The following is a 25,592-nucleotide window of genomic DNA, read 5'->3' as shown; positions in this document are numbered from 1 at the left end:
TTTTATTTTCCATACGTGATATTGAGCCCGGGCCCACCCGTAGCAGAGCTGACTGACACGCTCCGCCCCGCTTCCATCACCGCACGCGCGGCGGCCGCATAAACACCTGGAAGCTGGTGCAGGGCACAGTAATCCTCGGCATATGCGTTCAGTTCTAGTGAGACACGCGGGTTGTAAATCTCAATCCCCTCGCCAATCGCCCTGCCGGTTTCCGCACGGATTTTGCCCGCGCAACGGACGAGCATGAAACGGACAAGCCCGACCTTTGCGGCGCGTGATATTTCACAGATCTGATCAATCAAAGACATGGTCTATCCCAGTCGGTCAGGGACAGGGCGGCGCATGGCCGCCCTGCTCTAGTGAGTGGTCACAGCCGAGGCTGCTGGGGAATAAGATCATCCTTGTTGATGCCAGCCACCGAGACGGGTTTTTTCATCGCGTCGCGGCGGAATGGCTCGCCCAATTCCTGGTTCAGAACGACCTCGATGAAAGTGGTCACGTTGTCGTTCATCTGCTCTTTGACGGCTGTGCGCAGCGCCTCGGTTAGATCGTCCATCGAAGTGACCTGCACGCCCTTCAGTCCGCAACATTCGGCGATCTTGGCATAGTTCACGTCCAGGTTCAGTTCGGTGCCGACAAAGTTGTCGTCAAACCAAAGCGTCGTATTCCGCTTTTCCGCACCCCACTGATAGTTGCGGAAGATCACCATGGTAATTGGCGGCCAGTCGTCGCGACCACAGGCAGTCATTTCGTTCATCGAGATGCCGAATGCACCGTCACCCGCAAAGCCGATGACCGGCGTATCGGGGTTGCCGATCTTTGCACCCAATATCGAGGGCAAACCATAACCGCACGGTCCAAACAGGCCCGGTGCCAGATACTTGCGCCCTTTTTCGAAGGTCGGATAGGCGTTGCCAATGGCGCAATTGTTGCCAATATCCGAGCTGATGATCGCATCATCGGGCATCGCCGCCTGTATCGCGCGCCATGCCATACGGGGGCTCATCCGCTCGGGGTCGCGGGCGCGGGCGCGTTCATTCCAGGTAATGCCCGGATCATCTTCCTCGTGATCCATTGACGCCAGTTGCTGCGCCCAGGTGGATTTTGCAACGGCAATCGCGTCTTTACGTTCCTTGCGACCAGCATCGCCTGCGTGTTCGCCCAATTGGTCAAGAATCTGTTCGGCGACCATGCGCGCGTCACTCTGAATGCCCACTGCAACCTTTTTGGTCAGACCTATCCGGTCTGCATTGATATCGACCTGAATGATCTTGGCGTCGTTGGGCCAGTATTCGCTCTGATAGGCAGGCAGCGACGAAAACGGGTTAAGCCGTGTGCCGAGGCATAAAACCACATCCGCTTTCGAGATCATCTCCATCCCGGCCTTAGAGCCATTGTAACCCAGCGGGCCGCAGGACAGCGGATGCGAGCCGGGGAAAGCGTCGTTGTGCTGATAGTTGCAACAAACTGGCGCCGAAAGACGCTCGGCCAAACGTGCGCTGGCATCAACGCCACCAGACAAGATCACGCCCGCACCGTTCAGGATGACAGGGTGTTTGGCGTTGCTAAGAAGGTCCGCAGCCGCGCTGATCGCGTCAGCATCACCGCGCGGATGTTCGATCCGGACCACCTGTGGCAGTTCGATGTCGATGACTTGCGTCCAGTAGTCGCGCGGAATGTTGATCTGCGCCGGAGCCGAGCCGCGGAACGCTTTCAGGATAACCCGGTTCAGAACCTCGGCGATCCGGGTTGGATCGCGGACCTCCTCCTGATAGCAGACGGCATCCTTGAACAAGTTCATCTGCGGCATTTCCTGAAACCCGCCCTGTCCGATGGTTTTGTTGGCCGCCTGGGGCGTGACCAGCAACAGAGGCGTATGGTTCCAGTAGGCGGTCATGATTGGCGTAACCAAGCTGGTGATACCCGGACCATTCTGGGCGATAGCCATGGACATCTTGCCTGTGGTGCGGGTGTAGCCATCGGCGCTCATCCCGGCGTTAACCTCATGCGCGCAGTCCCAGAACTTTATCCCCGCCGCCGGAAACAGATCTGAGATGGGCATCATGGCTGACCCGATAATCCCGAACCCATGTTCGATCCCATGCATCTGCAGAACTTTGATAAAAGCTTCTTCAGTCGTCATTTTCATGGCACTGTTCCCTGTTGAGAGTTTAAGTCAGTCTTAAACGCGGGTGTCCGGTATCACCTGTGATCCTCAAGGATCATGTCACTGGCTTTTTCACCGATCATGATGGCCGGAGCGTTGGTATTGCCGCTGACGATCGCGGGCATGATCGAGGCGTCCGCCACCCGAAGCCCGCGTATCCCGTGCACACGCAACCGGTCGTCAACCACGGCCTGTGGATCATTGCCCATGCGGCAAGTGCTGGTGGGGTGATAGATCGTCTGGCTGATATTGCGCGCGGTATCCAGCAGCTCTTCGTCGGTCTGCGGGTTGTTGTTGGGGACATGTTCGCGCACGACAAAGGGCCGCAACGCATCCGTTTTCGTCATCGCCCGTGCAAATTTCACAGCCCGGATCGCGCACAGCTCATCCGCAGGGGCCGATAAGTAGTTGGGCACGATCTTCGGATAATCGGTCGCGTTGGGGCTGGTGATATGGATATGGCCACGGCTTTCCGGCCTGAGTTGGCAAACAGATGAGGTAATACCCGAAAACGGGTGCATCTCGATCCCAGGCTTGTCCGCGCTCAGCGGCTGGAAATGGAACTGGATATCGGGGGTTTCAAGCCCCGCCATCGACTTTGCGAACACCGCCACCTGGCTTGCGCCCAGGCTCATCGGTCCTTTACGGCGGAACATATAGTTTATACCGATCCCAATGCGCGGGATCAGCCGGTTGATGGCGTCATTCAGTGTCGGCACATTGACTTCGTAAACCAGACGAATTTGCAGGTGATCCTGCAATGCCTCGCCAACGCCCGGCAACTCGTGGCGCACATCCACGCCAGCTCGGGTCAGAAACTCACCACGACCGATCCCCGAAAGCTCAAGTAATTGCGGCGAACCTATCGCGCCAGCGCTCAATACCACCTCTCCGCCGGGTTTGAGCTGAGCGTGCTGCGGGCGCCCCTTGATGCTATAGCTGACGCCATCGACCCGCTTGGGATCCTCTGCGTCAAAGGTCAGCCCCTCGGTCAGCGCATGGGTTATGATGGTCAGGTTGCTGCGTGATTTCGCCGGATTCAGAAAGGCACGCGCGCTCGAACATCTAAAGCCGCCTCGCGCAGTCTGATGAAAATACCCCGCGCCCTCCTGATCCTGACCATTATAGTCTTCGGTGCGGGGGACGCCCATTTCATTGGCGGCACCAATAAACGCCTCGGCAATGTCACTTTTGGCGCGAATGCGCGACACCGACAAACCGCCACTGGCGCCGTGCAGATCAGTTTCACCATCCTCATGCTGCTCGGACCGCTTGAACAACGGCAGAACTTCGTCCCAGCCCCAGCCCTTGTTGCCCCATTGGGCCCAATGGTCGTAGTCCTGCTTTTGCCCGCGAACATAAAGCAGCCCGTTGATTGAACTTGATCCCCCAAGTGTCTTGCCCCGCGGCCAATCCAAGGAACGGCCGTTCAGTCCTTCGTCAGGTTCGGATTTATAGCACCAGTCTGTGTTGGGGTTGTGCAGCGTTTTGAAGTACCCAACCGGGATATGAATCCATGGGTTGATGTCCTTGCCACCCGCCTCGAGCAGCAACACTCTGTTTTTCGGGTTCTCTGACAATCGGTTGGCCAGAACACAGCCTGCGGAACCCGCCCCGACAACGATGAAGTCATACGACATAAAATGAAACCTCGCCCAAGTTTGCGGCACGGCGCCAATAGGCGCACCATTCTCGCTGCACATGTCCCGGTGAGCGAAGAAATGCACTTACGTCCAAACTGGAATCACCGCAGTTAGTTATTAATTACTGTTGTACTTTAATTGGAGTCTCAGAATCAATAATTTTCTCAAATATCTGCTTCCTTGCACTCAACATATCTATGCTCGGCCTTATCATCTTATATTTATACACTTTTTATGATCTCTCACCTTTGGTATCCCCTCAATTTTGGGTCAGTTATCTTTATTACTATCTGTAATTTAATCTAATTTCAGCGCGCCTCTTGTGGCTTGATCTTCCAGCCAACAGCGGCATTCCTTTGTCGAGTTGACAAAAGAGATTCACACCAGATCGAAGGGTGTGATTACATTGACTTCGCGCCCGCCAAAGATTGCCTCGAGGCGGTGTTGTCAGATGGTTAAGGCAGAGCGACGCCATGTTGATCAATCGCGCGTCAAAGCCAACATTTCTGACCTGATATTTGACGACAACTTCATCGACATGCCAGGCATCGCCGGCTGCCCTTTCGCTGTCGAAAGTTGCCAGCATTCTGCGATCCGAGGTTGATCGCCTAGCGCCGGGTAGTTTCGTAGGATGCGTCGATCCCACGTTGCAGTTGCATGTCCTCAACTTCACGCAGGCTCAAACTGAAGCGAACGCAAACCCACACTGCGTGATAATGATTGGCGGAGGGTATCGGAGACGCTTGTAGCTGATGGGCGATGAATTCTGCGATGCAACCTAATTCCAAATCTGGGCACGACGACCGGAACGATGGATAGCGTAGCTAAGACCCATTGGGACCTTTTTCGCCTCTGAGGCATCTATCCCGTTAATGTCTATTTTGGGAACGACAAAACCATTCTGAAACAAAGAGAAAGGAAAACCTATAGACGCTCGAAGTGCGGCACTTGCATCACTGTAAACACTCCGCGTGATCAGACTAACCAGATAAGCCCGACGCTCGCTAAGGGTAAGCTTCATTTGGTTCCAATAACCCTGACGACGGATAGCACCGAGGTTGTTGAGAAAAGTAAGGCCAGAGCTGGGCCAGCAATCAGTTTCATCAATCTTCTCCCTGTTTTTGTTTGGTCACAGGTTCTTATGCGCAGGGGATTAGTCTAGGCGTTTACTGCGGCGACCCCATTGGCTCACGGCAACATTCAAGATGGTACCCGTCCCTGAGCAGCTTGAATTCCAAGCATCATGATTGCAATTGTCTCCGGCGTTTAACGTAACAATATCAATGGTCAAAAAACAACTTGCGCTGGTCCGGAATCAACTTAAACAGAAAATATGAATTGCCACCAAAATCCCACTCTGCTTGAACTAGCAAACAGCCCTGTTATCGCGAAGGGAAACAGGCAATTCGTATATGAACACCCATTTGACAAGGGGTTGCTGTTAAAGGTTCCGCAACCTCACACGATGGATGCAGGTTCGAGGCTTGTAACCGACAAGTGGTATGACCGACTGTTTCGCAGAGCTACCGCTTTTAAGGGTTTCATGCGTGAGTTTGACGAAGCCTTTTTTCTGATGGTTCGCCATCAGGATAGCCCGGACGTGATGCCCGTCTGCAGGGTGTTTGGCACCGCACCGACAGACAAGGGTCTGGCGTTGGTCTATGAACGCATTTCTGATCCGGATGGACAGCTTTCCCCAAGTCTGGGTCAGTTGATTGCCGAAAGTCGCCTCACCCCTCAGCATTTGAGCGATCTCAATAAACACTTCGACCAATTGTCAGAAGAACGTGTCGTCATAAGCAACAAGAACACTGGCAATCTTGTCTATCAAACATGGCCCGACGGATCCGGGCGATGGGTTTGGATTGACAGCTTTGGGTCTAAACAAGTCATCCCTCTGCGAAGATGGGTTCGCAGTTACAATGACCGCAAGCTCGGCCAAGTTCGAAAGAAGTTCTTTGACTTGATAGACGCCGCAAAGGGCCAATCGTCTGACTAGCCCGGTTGATTGGATTCAACAGGTCCTTGTTTGGTCCGGCTAGGAAGACGCCTATTCGGCTGGTGGCTTATGAAGCGAAGCCAAGTCGACGCCATTTGATTGCCATAGACCGGGTTCTATCAGCCCAGACCAAATGCTTGGCCCATGCGCGTCCGGCGGCGCTCGATGGATTTGCGGAATGCTAAATCAGAAACCAGCGTCAGCGGAAACAACACTCTTTCGCCCAAGCCATCGATAACGACCAGTTTTCCATTGCGCTCTTGCGCCCGTACAATGTTTTCAAAACCCAGGTCGCCCACGATAATCCGGCCACGTTCAAGGTCGTCCATGAGTTCCATGAATTCACCGTGCAGCTGTTTGCGCTCTGACAAGTCATCGCCCAACGCGGCCCTTTCCGATTCCAGCGTTGGCGCCAAATCACCATCAGGACCGGTCATCTTTTCGACCACCAGTGCTGGTCCTTGAGATGTTGCAGCATACCCCATAAAATCCGCAAGGCGTTCAATCTCGGGGCAGCCTCGTGTCAACGCGGCTAAGTATTCGTTTGCTTCCCGGTTCCACTGACGGAGGTTGCCATAGCGTCTCTCGGCATAACGAGGAATTACGTGGTTGCGCACCGGTTCATCTACCCTGACCTTCAACAGCGCGCGCTCATTAAACGGATGTTGATAAATTTCGTAGTTACGGCTTCTTCGCAATGGCCGAATTTTACTTAAGTCTATCATGTTGTTTTGCCGATCCTAATAAAGAAGATCACCGACTACAGCCATCCTCTCAAACCAAGGTCTCCAAATAGTCCTTTTCATGTTTGAGGACAACCAGATGCTGAAACCAGACATTTAGCACCGGCATCTTGCGGACCGTATCGATAGTGAATCGGTACGGCTCTTAAGTCCAGAATTTGCGGATGTATTTGTTTGCCTTGAGACCACTCAGTGTCTTCAAACGGCGGACGTAGTTGAAGGCTTCAAGGGAGTCTGTCAAATTCGAGCGAACCTGGTCTTGGTTTTCGCAGCAAAGCCGTTTGACGGTTGCCTCACAAATCGGCGGCAAAGCGTCTACAACTCTAGGGGCAACTCATGCTTCGTAATCTATGCGGAGGTCGCCATCGCCGAATTATCTTGCATGTGCTTCACGCGGCACAGCAGTGGCCTTTAACCACGTCTTCCGCTTGCTCATAGCATGCCTCATGGTATCCACTATCGATGGCAGACACTTAGGATCTGGCTATCAAGCGCGACTGGTCAGGTTTATCGAGCGGACACAATTATCCCGCAGCCCGTGCGCCATAAACATCAAAAGTTCTTCTGACTCTTCAGCCTCACGTTAAAGCCAAAGGCGATGGTTTTGAAATTCGACGCGGCGAAAGAGCATTTTTTACTGACATGAAGGCATGCTCACGTCTGATCTTGACGCAGGTACTGTCACTGGCGGGGCAATCCAGAATGTTGTTGATGGTTCTCTAAGTGATAACGTCTTTCAAGACGTATTTATGATACGAGCAATCCCGAAATTTTGTTGGCTCCGACCTGCAGCAATTTAACAAACTGCATTAAACTTTCCAAGTCGTGGCGTTGGGTTGGAGCGTGAACTGACAGAGTGGCCACTAGCCTGTTGTTTTTATCTGGTACAGGAACAGCTACGGCAGCCATTCCCGGCATAAACTCCTCGTCGTCTGTCGAATATCCTTTTCGCGCAACATTGATGACTTCGGCTCGCAGAGTTTCAGGGTCAGTTAGAGTTTTCTTTGTGTTCGCGTTCAGCTTACGAGCGGACAGAAACCCGTCCAACGTGTTCTCACGAAGCGTGGACAGGTACATCTTGCCGCTGGCCGTACAATGAAACGGAACCTGAGTGCCAATCGGCAATTGAATCCTCAGGGGCCATTTCGTTTCTACCCGGTCCAGATATATCATTCCTTCCCGATCCGGGATAGCGAGGTTGCAGGTCTCGCCAATTTCATCGGCGATGCCCCGAAGGATCGCAAGGCGGGCTGTCCGAAGGTGCTCCGACGAGACCGTGTTTACCGAAAGCTGCCGCAAACGTGGCCCGGGACCGTAAGACCGCCCATCCAGATCACGTTGAAGGAACCCTTCGGCCTCAGCCGTTTGAAGCAGGCGATGGATTGTCGGCTTCGCCAGACCCAATGCTTCAATCAGGTCTGACGGTTTGACTGCGACCCCGCGCTTTGCAACCTCTTCAAGAATAACCAGCAACCGCAGATTCGTCGGGATTTGGGATTCTCTGTCTCGCGTGTCTGCGTTTGCCATCCCGCTAAACTCTAGTTGTTTGGCAACAAGATCAAGGCCAGATCAGGCACCAAAGAGACCAAAATCCACACAGACAGCAAAGCCACAAGGTACGGCACAGTGTAGCGCAGCAGCCGGAAGTAAGGCACGCCTGTCACACCGGACGCAACATAGAGGTTCAGGCCATAAGGCGGCGTGATGAACCCAATCGACGCACCCACAAGGAAGATCACCGAGAAGTGGATCGGATCGACCCCTACCGACGCAGCAATTGGCGCGAGGATCGGCGCAAGGATAATCGTGACCGGCAGACTTTCCAGCACCATGCCTGAGAAGAAGACAATGACCATCGATGTGAATAGAACCGCGTAATACCCACCCATTGAGGTCACGAAATCTCCGATCGTTTGTTGTGCTCCAAGCAGCGACAGAATTTGCTGCATGACCACCGAGATCGCAATCAGCGGCGCAAGGATACCCGTGATCTGAGCCGAGCGGATCACGATCGAGGGGATCTCAGGGATCGTGAATCCTTCGACAACCAGCATTTCGGCAAAGCTTTTGTCTGTGGGCGAAATATTATCCCGCGCGCCCATGATCCGGTTGATCGGATAGCTGACCAAGCCCGCGATGACACAGAAACCAACGGTTACACCCGCCGCCTCGGTCGGTGAGAACTTGCCTGTATAGATGCCCCATAGCACGAGGCCGATGGCGAAAAAGCCGAGCCACGCACCAAATGCCGTTTTGAGAATCCGGTTCAGTTGCAGCGGAATCAGGTGCCCCCACCCATTGATCCGACAGATGATCCAGCACGCAAATTGCATGCCAAAGACCATAAGCGCACCAGGTATGATACCGGCGACGAACAGCTCGGAAATGGGCAGGTTCATCAGAAACCCGTAGACGATGAAGATGATCGACGGAGGGATGATGATCCCAACCGTACCGCCCGCCGCCGCCGTGGCCGCGCTAAAGCGTTCGTCATAGCCGCCTTTAACCATCTCAGGGTGCAGCATTGATCCGATGGTTGCTGTCGTTGCGGAGTTCGATCCGGAAATCGCCGCAAACAATCCACATGCCCCAAGGGATGCCATAGCCAGCCCGCCGCGTATCCAGCCTAAACAGGAATAGGCAAAATCACTCAGCCGCCGCGCGATCCCCGACTTGTTGATCAGGTCGCCGGTCAGGATGAACAGCGGCATCGCCAAAAGTGCGAAGCCTTTGTTAAACACGTTCAGCAGCTCTGCACCCATATTGTCGAGTGTCAGACCCAGAACGAATGAGCATCCGATCACCCAGTATCCGATGACCAGCAGCACCGGCACGCCCAACATGAACAGAAACGTCACGCCCAGCGAAATAAGTGTAACTAAAGTTCCGTCTGTCATCAGTCTGCCCCTATCACGGCCTGCTTGATCAGCGGCTCTCCGGTTTTCCAATTGTGCAGATCGTCAGCAAGGTTTTGAAACACGCGACCGACCATCAAAAAGAAGGACACAGGCGCGGCCAACAGAAACCACCATTGCATGATGTTGTCTGTCCCAAGCACGATCTGAAAGTTCGAGGCTGACAGCGCAACGAGGCGTGTTGTGGTCACGATGACGATTACTGCAAAGATGAACCACAAAATGGCATCCAAAAACAAACACGCCAGTTGACCGCCGCGCGGCATCGCGGTGCGAAACTCGCTGAAGCTAAGATGGGTGCGCAAGCGGACATTATAGGACGCACCAAACCAGGCCATTATCATGAACAGAAGCGGAGGAATGGTGGTGGACCAGGGCTCCTGATCGTTGAAGACAAAGCGGTCGATCACACCCCAGAATATGATCAGCGCAATGGCGAGGTAGGAATAGACCATGACCGACCGTTCAAAGTGGCGTTCAACAAAGGGCACTTTGCGATAGATCTGCATCACCAGAAGGCCACCAAGAGCGGCGAAAATTGTGCCTACAACCCAGGCAGCGTCAGATTCCAATGCGGATTGAATCTCGAATGAATCACGGCTGAGCAAGGCGCTAAATATTGCCCCGATATCTGCCCATAAAGACATGAACCCCGTCCTCCCAGTCGGTGTTTAGTGAAACCGGCCCGTGAAGGGCCGGCTCGAAATGTTAGATCAGGCCGCGCCCTTCCACCAACGGCGGGGCTCAACGTTTTCGGGCAGCGTGTCTGCCGGAATCTCGCGCGCGATGTCGTAGATTTCCTGATAGGTGTCGATGCCACCAGCCCATTTGTTCAGTCGCTCACGCCACTGCGCCCATGGTTCAGGATTGAAGTTCGGCGCACACATTTCCTCGGCCAGTTTGATCTGATCATCCGCCAGGAAGGCAGGACGCACACCGTTTTCTGCGAAGATCGTGTTAGGCAATTGCGGCTCCGAGAATCCCACGGTATTCAGCAGCGCTGCCTCATTTGCACCCTGAATCAAGGCCTGCGTGAAGTAGGACGATTCCATAACAGCGTCCTGCAGTTCACCACCAAGTCCGTCGAACACCTTGGCCGACATCGACGTATGTTCAGTGCCACAGAAGAACTTGAGATTCACCGATTGCGACACCACAGGTGACATGTTGGCATAAGCCACAGCCGAGGCCCAAGTTTCGGCCCCATCAATCAGGCCCGTCTTGAGCGCGTCCAGCGTTTCTTCCCATGCCACCGGTACCGGATTCAGGTTCAGTAGCTGCATGGCGATCCGGCCAAGCTGTGTCCCTGTCACACGGTTCTTGGTCCCGAACAGTTCTTCCAGTTTGGTGACTGTTGGCTTGTCAGAGAACGTCGAACCCATTTGCAGGCCGCGCAGTTCACAGTGGGTGAACAGGAATTTCAGCCCGTGGCGCTTTTCGAGGGGGTCTCGCAGAATGCGCTGGCTTTCTGGGCTGTAGAAGAAATGATACTGGGCCGCCCTGCTGGGGAACATATAGGCATAGTCCAGCACGTTCAGATATGGCGCGCCGCCCGCAGAGTTCTGGGTCGACGCCGCATAGATGTCGACGATTCCCTGCTGAGTCTTCTCTACACAGCTCAGTTGTCCGCAGATCTGGTTGTCGCCAATGAACTCGATCCGAATCTCACCGTCAGTGCGTTCTTCCAGATCTCGGGCGAATTCGATGGCCCCTGCCCGTTCGATCAGCAGGTTGCGCGTGTTGAAGCCCGAAGCACCGAATTTCAGCGTGTGTTTAGGTTCTTTCGAAAACCGTTTTTCATAAGTTGATTCTGCGGCTTGCGCCAAATTGGCCAAACTCATCGCGCCACCAAAGCCACCCGCTGCCAGCAGCGTTGAGCTCATGCCATAACGCCCGGCCACACGAAAAAAATCCCGCCGTGAGACACCGCTTAGTTTCTTACCGATCTCCATTGCTTACCTCCCTGATCGCAATTATTGAGACGTTTTGTATCAAAAAATGCTAGTATAGTTCCGGCAATTTGCATAGTGTTTTTTTCAGTTACCTTGGGAGGAGACCGTCATGGAGGTGGATTATGCAGTCGTCGGAGCAGGCTCTTCGGGCTGCGTCATTGCCAATCGGCTAAGCGCTGACCCCAGCACAACAGTGGCATTGTTGGAAGCTGGCGGACCTGACACCAACCCGTGGATCCATATACCGGTTGGATACTTCAAAACCATGCATAACCCCTCATTGGATTGGTGTTACCGCACTGAACCAGATCCAGGTTTGAATGGACGCTCGATTGATTGGCCGCGCGGAAAGGTCCTTGGCGGATCTTCCTCGTTGAACGGGCTTCTTTATGTCCGCGGTCAGAAAGAGGACTATGACCGCTGGCGTCAGATGGGTAACGTCGGCTGGGGCTGGGATGATGTCTTGCCTCTGTTCAAACGCAGCGAGGATCAAGAGCGCGGCGAAGACGCGTTTCACGGTACGGGCGGCCCGCTGTCGGTGTCCAACATGCGCATTCAGCGACCGATCTGTGACGCCTGGGTCGCCGCCGCTCAAGAGGCGGGTTACCCGTTTAATCCTGACTACAACGGGGCCGATCAGGAAGGCGTTGGCTACTTTCAACTGACCACACGGAATGGTCGTCGTTGCAGTGCGGCCGTTGCATACCTCAAACCGATCAGGAACAGGCCGAACCTGAACATCATCACCCGTGCATTGGTAACCAAGGTCGAACTGGACGGCAAAAAAGCAACCGGCCTTCTTTATCGCGACCGGTCTGGCGAAGTGAAGTCGATCAAAGTGCGCCGTGAAATCATCTTGTCCGGTGGTGCCATCAACTCACCTCAGATTTTGATGTTGTCAGGCATCGGAGACCCGGATCATCTGAAGGCCAATGGCATTGAACCCGTTCATTCGCTGCCCGGCGTCGGCAAAGGGCTGCAGGATCACTTGCAGGCACGCCTAGTCTTCAAGTGCAACGAGCCAACGCTGAATGATGAAGTGCGCAGCCTGTTCAATCAGGCACGGATCGCGCTGAAATACGCGCTATTCCGGGCAGGACCCATGACAATGGCGGCCAGCCTGGCCACCGGATTTCTGAAAACCCGCCCCGAGGTTCAGACACCCGACATTCAATTCCACGTTCAACCCTGGTCTGCCGACAGTCCCGGAGAGGGCGTGCACCCGTTTTCAGCCTTCACAATGTCCGTCTGTCAGCTCAGGCCGGAAAGCCGCGGAGAACTGCGTCTGGATGGCCCCGATCCAGCCAGTTACGTCAAGATCATTCCAAACTACCTGTCCACAGAAACTGATTGCAGAACCATCGTCGACGGCGTGAACATCGCGCGGGATATCGCCCGGCATAATCCACTGGCGTCAAAGATTTCAGAAGAGTTTCGACCAACCTCGGACCTATCCCGCGATGACTATGAAGGCACTTTGGATTGGGCGCGCTCGAATTCAGTCTCGATTTATCACCCGACGGGAACTTGTGCGATGGGCACTTCGGAAAGCTCTGTTGTGGATCCAAGCCTGAAGGTCAAAGGGATCGAAAACCTGCGCGTCGCCGATTGTTCCATCATGCCGGAAATCGTCAGCGGCAACACTAATGCTCCAGCAATCATGATCGGTGAAAAAGCCAGTGAGTTGCTATGCGCAAACAAGTGATTTTGGACTTTTTGTGACCTTCCTTATCCGTGCCTGGATCTGACCTGTACAAGATGGTCAGATTCCATAAGTTTCACGGGCATGTCGAAGGCAATGGCCTACGGTGCTTACGCACCATGGACAGCTAGACTAATGCGCTCAAAGAACCCCTATTCTTTGCCCATCATTAGACCTCGTGCCAAGCTGGCCTCTACCACAGAGACTAGATTGAAACATGTCTGCCGTAGGATTAGCGGGACTTTGTCTCACGAGCGACTAAGTCAGCTATCGCCTCGCGGCAACCACGTTGCCAAATCGCAGCCAGCCGGGTGGAAAAAGCGTCTGCGAACTGCGTGTCGCGGCCTAAGTCACCAAAATACTGGCTTTGTTCGATCCACAAAATCGGATTGGCTTTAGAAGCCAGCGCGGTTTTTTGCAATTGCTCCCAATGAGGGTCATTTGGGGCGATTTCTGAACCATCTTCACGAAGACCTGCGCACATCCGGCACCAGAATGCTTCGGCCAGCGCAAGCCCATTTACGGACGACCCAATTGCAAGGGCATCGCGCAGCGACGGCAGTAAAAAACCCGGGTGTCGTGAAGATCCATCAAACGCCACGCGTCGTGTTGTGTCGTGGATGGTGGTGTTGGAAAATCGCCTCTCAACCAACCCAAGATATTCGGCGGCAGTGGTTCCGGGGACGGCTTCGACCTGAGGCAGAATTTCTTCCGTCTGAACTTTCCTGAAAAACGCCACGATGTCCGGGTCCTGCATGCAGTCTGAAATCGTTGGCACATTCAGAATCTCTCCGACATTTGCGAGCAGTTGGTGGCCGCCGTTCAATATGCGTAGTTTCATCGCTTCATAGCTGTGGACGTTCTGCGTCAGGGTTACTCCAACTTGCTCAAGGGGCGGTCGTTCTGCGCAGAAATTGTCCTCAATCACCCATTGGCGAAAGTTCTCATGCGTGACCGGTGCGCGGTCGTCGACGCCCAGTGCGCGGCATTGCGCTAGGACCTCCTCGGTCGTTGCGGGAACAATGCAGTCCACCATCGAGTTCGGAAATGCTCCATTCTGATCGATCCAATCGGCCAGATCCGGGTCGGATAGACGCGCCAAACCAACAACGCAGGTTCGCAGAATTCCACCGTTGCCCTGAAGATTATCGCAGCTGAGCGCGGTAAAGGGTTTCAAGCCATTTGTACGCCGTTGCCTGAGCGCCGCGACAATAGCGCCGAAAGCCGTGCGCGGCTGATCCGGGTTCTCGGCATCGTGCCGAATGTCTGCGTGATCTGTATCGAACGCATCAGTGTTGGCGTCCGGGAAATACCCACCTTCAGTTACAGTCAGCGACACAATTCGTATGGCAGGGTCCGCCATCGTCCGGATAAGCGCGGCATTGTTGTCTTCGATCGGCAGGTAATCAATCATGGGACCAATCACTTCGGCGGACATTCCTTTTGGGTCCAGTTCGATCAGCGTTGTCAGGCAGTCTTGGGCCAACAGTCGCTCTCGCATGTTTGCGTCATAGCTTCGGACACCTGCCCCGATGATTGCCCAGTCATGGGCCTGGCCCAGCTGCATCAACTGGTGAATATACCAGGCCTGATGCGCGCGATGAAAGTTGCCAAGTCCGATATGGACAATGCCCGGTGTCAGGTCCGAGCGCGCATAGGCCGGAGTCCTGACGATCTCTGGCAGGTCTGAAAGACTGTCACGCCGTAGCCGTACCGTAGGTTTTGCATTCGCCACAGGGTCCATCAGCTCATCCAGTTTCCGCCATCGACATTGTAGGTTTGTGCGACGATGTACTTGGCATCTTCAGAAGCCAGAAATACTGCCATCCCGGTCAGATCTTCGGCCCGACCCATTCGGCCATAAGGAACGGCTGCAGCCACTTCGCGTTTCTTCTGGCCCAGTGGTTTGCCTTCGTGCTTCGCAAAAAACGCATCAACACCATCCCAGTGCTCGCCATCGACAACTCCAGGTGCAATGGCGTTTACGTTGATCCCATGAGAGATCAGGTTCAGCCCGGCCGATTGGGTCAAGGATATGATCGCGGCTTTGCTGGCACAGTACACGGCGACCAAGGGCTCGCCCCTACGCCCTGCCTGCGATGCCATGTTGATGATCCGACCTTTGGTTCCGTGATCAATCATGTGGCGCGCAACGGCCTGCATCGTAAACAGCGCGCCAGCAACGTTGATATCAAAAACGCGGTTGTAGTCAGCGCGCTCAATTTCAACGATTGGAGCGGCAGAGAAGATGGCCGCGTTGTTGATCAGAATGTCGATTGGGCCAAAATGTGCCGCCGTTCGTGCAACGGCGTCTTCTATGCTTTGTTGGCTGGTCACATCCATCTCGACGGCCAACGCGGCTGCGCCGATCTCAGTTGCTGCGTCCTGCGCACCCTGCCCGTCTATGTCCGCGATGGCGACGCGTGCGCCCTCGGCCACATAAGCCTTGGCAAACGCCAGTCCGATGCCCCGCCCGGCCCCGGTGATCAGGGCAGTTTTGCCGGTCAGACGCGTCATTCGAACCGCAGACCTTTCGCGTCAAACCGGTGGATTACATCTGAGCGTGGTGTCAGGTAGATACGGTCGCCGTGGCGAAAGCTGACCTCGCCATCTGCACGGACGGTGATGGTCTCGGCCAACCCTGTTTCGTGGACGTGGAAGAAAGTGTCCGAGCCAAGGTGCTCAGAAACGCTTACGACACCGGACCAGTCTCCCTCAGATTCAGACACCGCAATGTGTTCAGGGCGAATTCCGATGGTTTGGGCACCGAGTTTTTCTGCCTCGGGGCCTTCGATGAAGTTCATCTTGGGCGAACCGATGAAGCCTGCAACAAACAGGTTGCGCGGCGTACGGTACAGCTCCAACGGGCTGCCAACCTGTTCGATCACACCTGCCTGAAGCACAACGATCTTGTCGGCCATAGTCATGGCCTCGACCTGATCGTGGGTGACGTAGATCATCGTAGTCGCCAGACGTTCGTGCAGTTCGCTGATCTCCAGCCGCATGCCAACGCGCAAGGCGGCGTCCAGGTTCGAAAGCGGTTCATCAAACAGGAACGCAGCCGGTTCGCGTACAATGGCCCGACCGATGGCCACCCTTTGACGTTGCCCGCCAGACAGTTGGCCGGGACGACGATCCAGGTAGTCGGTCAGGTTCAGAACGCTCGCCGCACCTTCGACCCGTTTGTCGATCTCAGCCTGATCCAGTTTCGCCATGCGCAGCGGAAATGCGATATTCTTGCGAACGGTCATGTGCGGGTACAAGGCGTAGGATTGGAACACCATCGCCAGCCCGCGTTTGGCAGGCGGCACGTCTGTTGCGTCGGCGCCGTCAATGTCGATGGAGCCAGAGGTCATGTCTTCCAGTCCCGCAATCAGGCGCAACAAAGTGGACTTGCCGCAACCCGAGGGGCCGACAAATACGGTGAATTCGCCATCTTCGATGGTCAGATCCAGCGGGGGAATGACCTCTACGTCGCCGAAGCTTTTGGTCACGGACTTGAGTTGAATACGTCCCATACGAAGTCTTCCTTATTTCACAGCGCCGAAAGTCAGGCCGCGGACAAGTTGTTTCTGGCTGAACCAGCCAAGGATCAGGATGGGTGCAATCGCCATGGTCGAGGCCGCGCTGAGCTTGGCAAAGAACAAGCCTTCGGGGCTGGAATAGCTGGCGATAAATGCGGTGAGCGGGGCCGCATCGACGGCCGTCAGGTTTAGGGTCCAGAACGCCTCGTTCCAGGCCAGGATGAAGTTCAACAGAACGGTCGAGGCGATGCCGGGGATGGCCATGGGCGTCAGGATATAAAGGATTTCCTCTTTCAGCGTCGCACCATCCATCCGTGCCGCTTCAAGGATTTCCCCCGGAATTTCGCGGAAATAGGTGTAGAGCATCCAGACGATGATCGGCAGGTTGATCAGCATCAGCACCACGACCAGCCCACCGCGACTGTCCAGCAAACCCAACTGAATGAACAGCAAGTAAATTGGGTACAGAACACCAACTGCGGGCAACATCTTTGTGGACAGCATCCACAACAGAATGTCCTTGGTGCGTTTGGACGGAACAAACGCCATCGCCCAGGCTGCGGGTATCGCGACAATCACACCCAGAACGGTCGATCCGCCTGCGATGATGACCGAATTCCACAGGAACCGCATATAGTCAGAGCGTTCCTGCACGATGGCGTAGTTTTCGAGCGTCCAGTCGAAGTTGAGGAAGATCGGTGGGCTTGCAATCGCCTGTGCCTCGGTCTTGAAGCTGGTCAGGATCGTCCAGAGGATTGGGAAAAAGATCAGCAGACCTACGGCCCAGGCAAGGGCAGTGTTTAGTGTTTTGCGTTGTGTCGTGACGGTGCGGGCCATGGTTTTGTCTCCTCACGCGTCCAGGTTTTTGCCGACGATGCGCATCAGGAAGATGGCAACGATATTGGCAAGGATGATTGCATAGACACCACCGGCTGATCCGAGGCCAACGTTCTGGCTTTCCAACACGCGCTGGAAGATCATGTAGGTCAGTGTACGGGTGCCGAAGGCGCCGCCGGTGGTCACGAAAATCTCGGCGAAGATCGACAGTAAAAAGATCGTCTGGATCAGGATCACAATCGTGATGGCGCGACCAAGATGCGGCAGGATGATGTGATAAAAGCGTTTAAGCACCGGCGCACCGTCCATCTCGGCTGCTTCCAGCTGTTCACTGTCCAAGGACTGGATAGCGGTCAGCAGGATCAGCGTCGCAAAGGGAAGCCACTGCCAGGAAACGATCATAACAATCGAAGTCATCGAAGCTTCGGACAGCCACGAAATCGGCTCAGCCCCGAAAAAGCGCCACAGATGGGCCAGCAAACCGTTCACCGGGTCCATGAACATGTTCTTCCAGACCAGCGCTGATACGGTCGGCATGACAAAGAATGGCGCGATCACAAGGATGCGGACAACGCCCTGCCCCCACATGGGCTGATCCAGCAGCATGGCCAGCAGAATGCCCAGAATGACCGTAATCACCAGCACGCCGCCAACGATCACCAATGTTGCTTGGACCGCGGGCCAGAAGGAACTGGAGGATACGAAACGAACGTAGTTGTCGAACCCGACCCAACCCAGATCACCTCCACGCAGCGGAAGGTACTTCTTGAAAGAAAAATACAGCGTCATCGTCAGAGGCACGAGCATCCAGCCAAGCAGCAGGACCACTGCGGGTGCCATCATCAGGCGGGCAACTGATCGAGAATGTTGAGTAGCCATAACGCAAACCCTCTCTGTTCAGGCGTAACTCAGCCTGCGAGAAAAACGCGAATTGTGGAAGGGATGAACGGGGGGCAGGCCTCTGCCCACCCGTTGGGAGGATGCCTCAGTAACCGGCGGCTTCCATTTCTTCGGCTGTGAAAGCCTGCGCTTTGGCAAGTGCTTCCTCAACCGTTTGCTGTCCGGCATATACTGCCGAGAACTCCTGGCTCACCTGTGTGGCGATGCCTGCGAATTCCGGGATCGCGGCAAACTGGATGCCAACATACGGGACGGGTTTTACCGTCGGGCTGTTCGGATCAGCTGACAGGATCGAATCCAGCGTCATCTTGGCGAACGGAACCTTTTGGTATTCCGGATTCTCGTACAGAGACGTACGTGCACCCGGGGGAACGTTTGCCCATCCTTCGCTTTCGGCCACTAGCTCAATGTAGTCCTTTGATGTCGCCCATTCGATGAATTGCTTGGCAGCGTCTTCTTGCTGTGTACCGGCAGGAATAGCCAGTGCCCACGCCCAAAGCCAGTTGGACCGTTTGCCCAATCCGGTGTCAGGTGCCAGCGCAAACCCTACTTGATCCGCGACCGTGGAGTCGTCCGGGTTGGTTACGAACGAAGCCGCAACTGTCGCGTCGATCCACATGCCGCATTTGCCCTGCTGGAACAGCGACAGGTTTTCGTTAAACCCATTGGTGGCATAGCCGGCCGGACCGGATTCGTTCATCATTTCAACGTAGAAATTCAGCGTATCTGCCCACTCGGGCTGATCGAACTGAGGCTTCCATTCTTCGTCGAACCAGCGGGCACCGAATGAATTGGACATCGCAGTGATAAAGGCTCCGCCTTCACCCCAACCGGCTTTGCCACGAAGGCAGATGCCGTTGATCTCGGCGTCGCGGTCGGTCATCGCGGCGGCGGCCTCTTTGATGAACTGCCAGGACGGCGCCTCAGGCATTTCCATGCCCGCCTTTTCCATAAGGTCAGTGCGGTACATGATCATCGAGCTTTCACCATAGAACGGTGCCGCGAAAAGCGTTCCGTCATGGCTCAACCCACCTGCCATCGCTGGCAGAATGTCACCAACGTCGTATTCTTCGGACAGGCCATCCAGCGGTACCAGCCAGCCATTCGCGCCCCAGATCGGCGTCTCATACATGCCGATCGTCATGATGTCGAACGTACCGCCTTTGGTCGTGATGTCGGTCGTTACGCGCTGACGCAGCACGTTTTCTTCCAACGTCACCCATTCGACGTCAATGCCGGTCGCCTCGGTGAATTTATCGGTATAGCCCTGCATCCGGATCATGTCGCCGTTGTTCACGGTCGCTATTGTTAAGGTATCCGCATGAGCTGCTGCCGTCGCGACGAGTGTCATTGCAGTCGCCGCACGAAGTGCGTTTCTCAAATACATCCCTGTCCTCCCTGAGCTTGGATGTCGTACAGAGAACGTAATGCAAAAATTGTCGCGGCGTCAATGAAAACTTTACGCGCGTTAAATTTTAGGATTACGCGGAATCTCTCAAAACCAGCCTTGCAGGGAACAACGTTTCCGATCGCGTTTCAAATTTCCCTCCACTTTCAATGAGTTCGAACAGAGTTTCGACGCTACGCCCAGCCACGTTGTCATAATCATGGGCAGCCGTGGTCAGAGAGGGGCACGTAAATTTTGCGAAGGGATGATCGTCATTTGAAGCCAGACGCAGCGCGCAATCGTCCCGTCGACCGACTCGAATCCCTTGTTCGTAGCAAGCCGCCAGAAAACCGATTGCCAGCCGGTCATTGCTGCACAGGACCGAGTTTGTTCGCAGCTCATTTTCCGCCAGAACTTTCAGCGCACCCTTGTGACCGATTTCTTCAAACGCCCAGCCCTTACCGTCGACTCTGATGATATGCGGCTCGAACCCAAGACGCTCCATGACTTCAACATAGGCTTTTCGGCGTTTATTGGCGTTCGGGTTTGCAGGCGTTCGCATTTCGAAGAATGACGGGGGCTCGCCCGTCCGGATCATGTATTCCACGGTTTGCGACACAAAGCTGAAATTGTCCGACCCGATAAACGCGGCACCCAGACCCTCTAGGTTACTGTCGAACAAAACAGTCGGCACATTCGCGCAGAACCTCTCGATCACTGATTGGTCTGAGGTCCGTCCCAATGGCGCCAACAAAACCCCGGCAGGCTTCATGGATTGCAGCCCGTCCAGAATGTCGTTTTCCAGTTTTTGTTCACCATGAGAGCTAAAGAGGGACGGACGATACCCCGCCGCGATACAGCTTTGTTCCAAATAGCGCGCGATTTCGGCAAAGAACGGATCAGCCAGGTAGGGCACAACGATGCCGATATTCTTGGTTAGCTTCCGGTTCTGGTTCACCGCATAAATATTGGGGCGATAGTCGAACCGCTCCAGCGCCTCTTCGATACGGGCCCTCGTTGTCGGGCGAACGCTGTCAGGATCGTGAAAGTACTTGGATACCGTAGGCCGCGAGATGCCACTGAGGGCTGCGAACTCTTCCATGTTTTTTATTTTGGTCATGTCAGTCTGCCTGCGGATCTGAGCCGCCTTGATCTTATCCTATTTTTACATATTCTTTGCGCGCGCAAAAAAATCAATAGCCATGCAAGGTCCGGGCGTTTCTGCGGGCAAGGGGATTGAATGTTTCTCGGGATAGATATCGGAACATCAGCGGTCAAACTTGTCTGTGCGGATACCCATCGAATTCTTGCAACGTCTTCAGTAGACATAAAAACTTCCTCGCCGCAGCCTGGTTGGTCAGAGCAGCACCCGGACATTTGGTGGCAGGCGACGCGCGATGCATTGAGCCAACTTGCAAAACAAGTCACGCTGTCGGATGTGCAGGCCATCGGGTTGTCCGGTCAGATGCATGGGGCTGTTTTGCTGGATCGTGATCTGCGCCCGATCCGCCCGGCGATCCTGTGGAATGACAGCAGAGCGGTACGTGAATGCGATGAATTGCGCGCAGCCCAGCCGCAGATTGGTCATATCGCTGGCGTCCTCCCTTTGCCGGGTTTCACGGCACCCAAGATCGCCTGGTTGAAACAACATGAGCCTGCACACTATGCCCGACTTGCTCATATCCTGCTGCCCAAGGATTACATCGGCTTATGCCTGCATGGAGAGTTGGCAACCGACACATCCGATGCAGCCGGTACAATGTGGCTCGATCAGGCATCGCGAAAATGGCATGTCGGCGTTGCCGAAGCCACTGATGTAGCGCCCGACTGGCTGCCGCAGGTTTTCGACGGTCACGTCGTCGTCGGAACCGTGACGGCGCAAGCCGCGGCTGAAACCGGGCTGAAACCCGGCGTGCCCGTCGTTGCCGGAGGCGGAGATGCGGCAACCGGGGCGGTATCTCTGGGCGCGACCGAACCGGGACGTGGGTTCATTTCCCTGGGGACGTCCGGCCAGTTGTTCGTGGCGGACCGTCGGTTCAAACCCAATCCTGAACGCTATGTGCATGCTTTCGCGCACACATTGCCCGACCGTTGGTATCAAATGGCGGCGATGTTGAACGGCGCAAGGCCAATTTCTTGGATTGGCGGCCAACTGGGGCTGTCCGCTGCCGAAGTTGTTGCGCTTGCTGAAACGGTCAGCGGTGATCGCGGACCGATTTTCCTGCCGTATTTAACAGGTGAACGCAGCCCACTTGGGGATCCACATATTCGCGCCTGTTTCTTTGGTCTTGAGGATTCGACAACGCGCGCGGATCTGTGCCGTTCCGTGGTCGAGGCAATTGCTTTTTGCTTTGCCGATGCCGCGCAGAGCTTCGGAGACACGATAGAAAATCTACCGGAATTAGCGGCCATCGGCGGTGGCAGTCAATCGGACCTCTTGTTGGGCCTGATTGCATCGGTGACAGGAAAGCCGGTGATACGCTCAGAAGGATCGGATTCTGGCCCAGCCTATGGCGCAGCCCTTTTGGCCGCCTGTGGAGTTGGTACCATTGGTATTGCCGATCTGGCGGTTCAGCCCAAGACAAAAGACAGGTTTGAACCCGTTGATCCCGGCGCACTGCACGACAGACTGAGGCTGTTTCGCCGGCTCTACACCGCGGTGAGGGCAGTAGACTGACCTCGGTACAATCGTTGGTTTTGACCGTGTGAGTCAGCTTTTCGTTAATTAGGATACCCGATTTTCCTCCATCCCAAATCAAGGAATTTACAGGAAATGTCCCGAGAGGCCGTGCATATCTACAGAAGCTACGCCGAGCCTGACCCGCCCAACCAATAAAACGCTCCTGTTCCAATTCATTTGATGACGGACACGGCAGGTATTGCCCATCTAGGAAAGCAACACCCGGAGGAAAGTTGTTAGGGTCATGGTGGCGGTCAGATAGTTCTGGGAGTTTTCACGAGCAAATTGATACAGGCCAATGTAAGGCCGAATTAACAAGGTCTTTTGGGCTCTCTGCGCTCATCAGACCGATCACCGCTTGTTTGCCTCACGAGCTGCCCGCTATTATAGTAGACGGCCCATACCGGACACTCGGCCAAGGTTAACTATGCCGTGTTCGCTGCCCGTTTTTCGGACATTCGCCGCAACTACACGGTCCCCGGCGTGCTGAACTCATCCAACACGCGACTTGTCGAACTTTCCCGAAACGCTGCCCAAATCAATGTCCTCATGCACGCAATCAGCAGATAACATGCCCGCGAAAAACCCGGGACCTAAATATCTTAACTTGATCGGATGTGGCTACTACTATTTCTTCGTGCTGTTAACTGCGCGCCAGTCTTCCGGTGGAGGCTTATCTAACAGGTTTTGCGCGCGGGCCATCATTACGACTGAGGCGGGATCCCCGTCTCGTGTTCGGTCCGCAACCTCAAATGCGGCAACAGCCTTTTCAAACTGCCCTGCGCGATAGTGCGCAAGGCCTTGTTCATAGGTTGCAATCCACGAAAATGATCCGTCACACCCATCGGCCATCGCTATCAGTTCGTAGACCACCAGCTCTTCGATGCGTCCAAATACGGTAAGCGTGTCCAGTTCGCGCACCACGATTGTGCCGGCCGCCTGTTGTCTCGTTTCCGGCCCAATGAGGATCAGCGTGCCATAATCTTTGTTGGCTCCTTCCAACCGGCTGGCAACATTCACAACATCGCCAATCGCGGTGTAGTTCAACCGCTGCTCTGATCCGATATTTCCGACCAAAGCCTCGCCGCTGTTCAGCCCGATCCTGACACGCAAGGGAGTGCCGTCATCATCTTCAATTCCGGACGCGTCCACTGCAGCGACAAGGTCCAATGCTGCGCGGCAGGCGTTTTCAGCGTGGTTCGCATCCTTGCGTGGCGCCCCCCAAAACGCCATCACCGCATCACCCATGAATTTGTCGATCGTCCCACCATTTTTAGCGATGGCCGTGGAGGCCGCGCTGAAAAAGGGCTCCATCAACTGGGCAATCTTGGGGCCAAGTTTCTCGGACAGCCCTGTGAAACCTGTGACGTCGCAGAACAAGACGGAGATCTGCTTCATCTCTCCGCCGGGCTGTATCTTGATGCCCTCAGCAAGCAGCATGCGAACAAGATCTGTGGGTACGTATTTTCGGAATGCTGACAAACCAGCTGCCATGCTAGCAGTGGCCGCAGAAAGATTGGCAAGCTCAGACAGTTTGGACGGTCTGCGCTCAATCTGCTCGACGTCAAAGCGCTCAATTTTACCAAGGTCCTCGGCGATGCGGGCCAGCGGATTTGCCACAATTTTGCGGATCAGCCAGATCGCTAATCCGGTTGCGACAACCACCACAATGATCAAAACGTAAATCAGATTGATCAGCGTCTCGTCGATGCCCGAAAGAAAGGCTGCTTCAGGTATGACTGTGGCAACGCGCCAGCCGTAAAACCCCAGAGGCGTCAGCGCCACCGCATACGGCACGCCGTCAATGACGACACGTTTCGTCAATGTGCCAGACGCATTTGCTTGTGGGTCCGCCAACAGCCGTTCGCCCGTGATCATGGCCACTTCATAAAGCTTGCCCTCGCCCATGCGCGCCGGAGTAACCTCATCCGCTTCGGCATCAGGGACCGCAATAACTTTTCCATCGGCGTTCAATATGAATGCAGCGCCGAATTCGCCGGGTGCAAGCGTGGCAAGAAACCGTGACAAACGATCCGTTTCGATCGCAACTGCCAGAACGCCTTGTCGCGCTCTATTGACGTCTATCGGACCAGCATAGGCGTAAACGGTTCTGTCACTATCCGGAAGGTCGCGCGCTTCGATCCACCCAGAGGAGTTGAGGCCCATGAAGTTTTTAAACCAGGCATGTTCGCGCGGATCATAGGATGTATAGGTAAAGGTCCGCTCTTCGAATTGTATGTCACCGGGAATGAAGATGTAGCGATCTTTCCGCAGCATTCGATCGCGGATTCCCTCATCGATTTCAATCATCTCAAGCCCGCCGTCACCCAGGCGATGTGACGCGAAAAAATTCCCGTCAGGCCAGCCGAAGAACATCCATGAGATATTCGGCTGCGCCTGCAATTGTGACAGAAAAACAAACTCCCGCTTGTCGGCCTGTCGCGTCGCGATGACGTTCTGAACAAAGATCGTACGAACGGCCGCCCAGGCGGCTTCGGCCGACCTGAGTGTCACGCCCACCTCGATACGGACAGTGTTTGCGATCTGGCCGTTTATTTCTGCCGCAAGCATGCGGCTATTGTCGCGCGCTGTCGTCCACCACAGGGAATGGACAATAAACGTCGACACTCCGATAGACACAGCCACCAGAATTGACACCGCAATGCCTACACTAAATCGCAATTAAATCTCCGCCGAAAAGCTACTTGTTTCAGTATTGAGTTGAGACTGCCAAGAGAGCAAAGTTTTCTTAGACACAGACCCGAAATATCACGCAACTGTTAGGTAGGAGCAAAAGACTGTTTTGAAGCGCCTGAACGCCGATTGCCATATCTGACGTCGGCAATTTTGCTGGGCGCTGCGCACGGGTGAAGGTACAGCACATTGCCGACATTGGTCCGCTCTTCTCGATGCTGCAGCTGCGGCCCACTTTGCTGCCATTCGCTGGAATCACAAAATCCCTGGAGTTAGGTGAACTCACATGGTTCTGTTGCGAATTTTTGACAGGCCGAAGTGATAGCTTGGTAGCAGCGGGCTAAGCGGCCAGTTCCACGAATTGCGGAAACGGGCAAACTCCGGGCGTGATTTGGTCCTTGCGGATCATATGCGCCACTTCGATTCAGTCGAGTGTCGCCGCCGCTGAA

At 54.9% G+C, this 25,592-nt stretch carries 19 protein-coding genes and 1 pseudogene; 3 read left to right on the top strand and 17 right to left on the bottom strand.

Translation table 11 applies throughout. The features are described 5' to 3' along the window. Nucleotides 1–2: 2 nt before the first annotated feature. From AC2FLA_RS14575 to AC2FLA_RS14565, 3 genes are read right to left on the bottom strand one after another with little or no spacing between them, the layout of a single operon-like run. Nucleotides 3–308 carry a hypothetical protein gene (locus tag AC2FLA_RS14575; RefSeq protein ID WP_496723078.1) on the bottom strand — a complete coding sequence of 102 codons (306 nt, stop codon included), beginning with the start codon at nt 306–308 and terminating at the stop codon, nt 3–5. 59 nt (nt 309–367) lie between these two features. Then, a complete protein-coding gene (gene xsc, locus AC2FLA_RS14570; RefSeq protein ID WP_496723076.1) occupies nt 368–2,149 on the bottom strand; it encodes a sulfoacetaldehyde acetyltransferase in 1,782 nt (593 codons plus the stop codon). 53 nt (nt 2,150–2,202) lie between these two features. Further along, a complete protein-coding gene (locus AC2FLA_RS14565) occupies nt 2,203–3,807 on the bottom strand; it encodes a GMC family oxidoreductase (protein WP_496723074.1) in 1,605 nt (534 codons plus the stop codon). 1,336 nt (nt 3,808–5,143) lie between these two features. Between AC2FLA_RS14565 and AC2FLA_RS14560 the strand changes: the two genes are divergently transcribed. Continuing rightward, the gene (locus tag AC2FLA_RS14560; protein WP_496723072.1) at nt 5,144–5,809 is read left to right on the top strand and encodes a YrbL family protein; all 666 of its coding nucleotides are present in this window, start codon (nt 5,144–5,146) and stop codon (nt 5,807–5,809) included. Between the two features lie 119 nt (nt 5,810–5,928). On the opposite strand, the gene AC2FLA_RS14555 is transcribed toward AC2FLA_RS14560, so the two are convergent. From AC2FLA_RS14555 to AC2FLA_RS14535, 5 genes are all read right to left on the bottom strand, one after another. Then, nucleotides 5,929–6,534: a YrbL family protein gene (locus AC2FLA_RS14555; protein ID WP_496723070.1), complete on the bottom strand. Its 606-nt coding sequence runs from the start codon at nt 6,532–6,534 to the stop codon at nt 5,929–5,931. A 765-nt stretch (nt 6,535–7,299) separates the two neighbouring features. Then, on the bottom strand, nt 7,300–8,079 hold the full coding sequence (locus tag AC2FLA_RS14550; protein ID WP_496723069.1) for an IclR family transcriptional regulator: 780 nt from the start codon (nt 8,077–8,079) through the stop codon (nt 7,300–7,302). A gap of 11 nt (nt 8,080–8,090) precedes the next feature. Further along, nucleotides 8,091–9,449, bottom strand: coding sequence for a TRAP transporter large permease (locus AC2FLA_RS14545; RefSeq protein WP_058276698.1), 1,359 nt, complete (start codon nt 9,447–9,449; stop codon nt 8,091–8,093). Beyond that, complete coding sequence (locus AC2FLA_RS14540; RefSeq protein ID WP_496723067.1) at nt 9,449–10,114, bottom strand: TRAP transporter small permease; 666 nt, start codon at nt 10,112–10,114, stop codon at nt 9,449–9,451. The genes AC2FLA_RS14545 and AC2FLA_RS14540 overlap by 1 nt, the downstream gene beginning before the upstream one ends. 66 nt (nt 10,115–10,180) lie before the next feature. Next, on the bottom strand, nt 10,181–11,419 hold the full coding sequence (locus tag AC2FLA_RS14535; RefSeq protein WP_113791428.1) for a TRAP transporter substrate-binding protein: 1,239 nt from the start codon (nt 11,417–11,419) through the stop codon (nt 10,181–10,183). Nucleotides 11,420–11,528: 109 nt separating this feature from the next. Between AC2FLA_RS14535 and AC2FLA_RS14530 the strand changes: the two genes are divergently transcribed. Next, nucleotides 11,529–13,124: a GMC family oxidoreductase gene (locus AC2FLA_RS14530; protein WP_496723065.1), complete on the top strand. Its 1,596-nt coding sequence runs from the start codon at nt 11,529–11,531 to the stop codon at nt 13,122–13,124. 229 nt (nt 13,125–13,353) lie between these two features. Here AC2FLA_RS14530 and AC2FLA_RS14525 read toward each other — a convergent pair whose 3' ends face one another. The 7 genes from AC2FLA_RS14525 to AC2FLA_RS14495 form a co-directional block, all read right to left on the bottom strand. Then, on the bottom strand, nt 13,354–14,865 hold the full coding sequence (locus AC2FLA_RS14525; RefSeq protein ID WP_496723063.1) for a mannitol dehydrogenase family protein: 1,512 nt from the start codon (nt 14,863–14,865) through the stop codon (nt 13,354–13,356). Beyond that, complete coding sequence (locus AC2FLA_RS14520) at nt 14,865–15,638, bottom strand: L-iditol 2-dehydrogenase (protein WP_496723062.1); 774 nt, start codon at nt 15,636–15,638, stop codon at nt 14,865–14,867. Before AC2FLA_RS14520 ends, AC2FLA_RS14525 begins: the two co-directional genes overlap by 1 nt. After that, entirely contained in the window at nt 15,635–16,639 is a 1,005-nt protein-coding gene (locus tag AC2FLA_RS14515) for an ABC transporter ATP-binding protein (RefSeq protein ID WP_496723060.1), read from the bottom strand. The genes AC2FLA_RS14520 and AC2FLA_RS14515 overlap by 4 nt, the downstream gene beginning before the upstream one ends. A gap of 12 nt (nt 16,640–16,651) precedes the next feature. Further along, nucleotides 16,652–17,482: a carbohydrate ABC transporter permease gene (locus tag AC2FLA_RS14510; protein ID WP_113791433.1), complete on the bottom strand. Its 831-nt coding sequence runs from the start codon at nt 17,480–17,482 to the stop codon at nt 16,652–16,654. Nucleotides 17,483–17,494: 12 nt separating this feature from the next. Further along, nucleotides 17,495–18,361 carry a carbohydrate ABC transporter permease gene (locus AC2FLA_RS14505; protein WP_108859810.1) on the bottom strand — a complete coding sequence of 289 codons (867 nt, stop codon included), beginning with the start codon at nt 18,359–18,361 and terminating at the stop codon, nt 17,495–17,497. A gap of 106 nt (nt 18,362–18,467) precedes the next feature. Next, on the bottom strand, nt 18,468–19,769 hold the full coding sequence (locus AC2FLA_RS14500) for an ABC transporter substrate-binding protein (protein WP_282154165.1): 1,302 nt from the start codon (nt 19,767–19,769) through the stop codon (nt 18,468–18,470). 94 nt (nt 19,770–19,863) lie between these two features. Beyond that, complete coding sequence (locus AC2FLA_RS14495) at nt 19,864–20,889, bottom strand: LacI family DNA-binding transcriptional regulator (protein WP_282120190.1); 1,026 nt, start codon at nt 20,887–20,889, stop codon at nt 19,864–19,866. Nucleotides 20,890–21,009: 120 nt separating this feature from the next. Here AC2FLA_RS14495 and xylB point away from each other — a divergent pair, with 120 nt between their 5' ends. Next, nucleotides 21,010–22,446, top strand: a complete 1,437-nt coding sequence (gene xylB, locus AC2FLA_RS14490; protein WP_496723057.1) for a xylulokinase — start codon at nt 21,010–21,012, stop codon at nt 22,444–22,446. A 630-nt stretch (nt 22,447–23,076) separates the two neighbouring features. Here the strand turns inward: xylB and AC2FLA_RS14485 are convergent. Next, on the bottom strand, nt 23,077–25,131 hold the full coding sequence (locus AC2FLA_RS14485; protein ID WP_496723055.1) for an adenylate/guanylate cyclase domain-containing protein: 2,055 nt from the start codon (nt 25,129–25,131) through the stop codon (nt 23,077–23,079). A 352-nt stretch (nt 25,132–25,483) separates the two neighbouring features. Next, nucleotides 25,484–25,592: pseudogene (locus AC2FLA_RS14480) on the bottom strand (IS6 family transposase); the annotation flags it as partial.

It is taken from the genome of Ruegeria sp. CDSA033, from assembly GCF_059612305.1.
This window is presented reverse-complemented; position numbering and strand designations above follow the sequence as displayed.

What these genes read in the sequence shown, in the direction of transcription:
- AC2FLA_RS14505 (WP_108859810.1), bottom strand. Translation starts at nt 18,361, where the DNA reads ATGGCTACTCAACATTCTCGATCAGTTGCCCGCCTGATGATGGCACCC.
- AC2FLA_RS14500 (WP_282154165.1), bottom strand. Translation starts at nt 19,769, where the DNA reads ATGTATTTGAGAAACGCACTTCGTGCGGCGACTGCAATGACACTCGTC.
- AC2FLA_RS14535 (WP_113791428.1), bottom strand. Translation starts at nt 11,419, where the DNA reads ATGGAGATCGGTAAGAAACTAAGCGGTGTCTCACGGCGGGATTTTTTT.
- AC2FLA_RS14540 (WP_496723067.1), bottom strand. Translation starts at nt 10,114, where the DNA reads ATGTCTTTATGGGCAGATATCGGGGCAATATTTAGCGCCTTGCTCAGC.
- AC2FLA_RS14520 (WP_496723062.1), bottom strand. Translation starts at nt 15,638, where the DNA reads ATGACGCGTCTGACCGGCAAAACTGCCCTGATCACCGGGGCCGGGCGG.
- xsc (WP_496723076.1), bottom strand. Translation starts at nt 2,149, where the DNA reads ATGAAAATGACGACTGAAGAAGCTTTTATCAAAGTTCTGCAGATGCAT.
- AC2FLA_RS14510 (WP_113791433.1), bottom strand. Translation starts at nt 17,482, where the DNA reads ATGGCCCGCACCGTCACGACACAACGCAAAACACTAAACACTGCCCTT.
- AC2FLA_RS14565 (WP_496723074.1), bottom strand. Translation starts at nt 3,807, where the DNA reads ATGTCGTATGACTTCATCGTTGTCGGGGCGGGTTCCGCAGGCTGTGTT.
- AC2FLA_RS14525 (WP_496723063.1), bottom strand. Translation starts at nt 14,865, where the DNA reads ATGGACCCTGTGGCGAATGCAAAACCTACGGTACGGCTACGGCGTGAC.
- AC2FLA_RS14545 (WP_058276698.1), bottom strand. Translation starts at nt 9,449, where the DNA reads ATGACAGACGGAACTTTAGTTACACTTATTTCGCTGGGCGTGACGTTT.
- AC2FLA_RS14495 (WP_282120190.1), bottom strand. Translation starts at nt 20,889, where the DNA reads ATGACCAAAATAAAAAACATGGAAGAGTTCGCAGCCCTCAGTGGCATC.
- AC2FLA_RS14530 (WP_496723065.1), top strand. Translation starts at nt 11,529, where the DNA reads ATGGAGGTGGATTATGCAGTCGTCGGAGCAGGCTCTTCGGGCTGCGTC.
- AC2FLA_RS14575 (WP_496723078.1), bottom strand. Translation starts at nt 308, where the DNA reads ATGTCTTTGATTGATCAGATCTGTGAAATATCACGCGCCGCAAAGGTC.
- AC2FLA_RS14515 (WP_496723060.1), bottom strand. Translation starts at nt 16,639, where the DNA reads ATGGGACGTATTCAACTCAAGTCCGTGACCAAAAGCTTCGGCGACGTA.
- xylB (WP_496723057.1), top strand. Translation starts at nt 21,010, where the DNA reads ATGTTTCTCGGGATAGATATCGGAACATCAGCGGTCAAACTTGTCTGT.
- AC2FLA_RS14560 (WP_496723072.1), top strand. Translation starts at nt 5,144, where the DNA reads ATGAATTGCCACCAAAATCCCACTCTGCTTGAACTAGCAAACAGCCCT.
- AC2FLA_RS14555 (WP_496723070.1), bottom strand. Translation starts at nt 6,534, where the DNA reads ATGATAGACTTAAGTAAAATTCGGCCATTGCGAAGAAGCCGTAACTAC.
- AC2FLA_RS14550 (WP_496723069.1), bottom strand. Translation starts at nt 8,079, where the DNA reads ATGGCAAACGCAGACACGCGAGACAGAGAATCCCAAATCCCGACGAAT.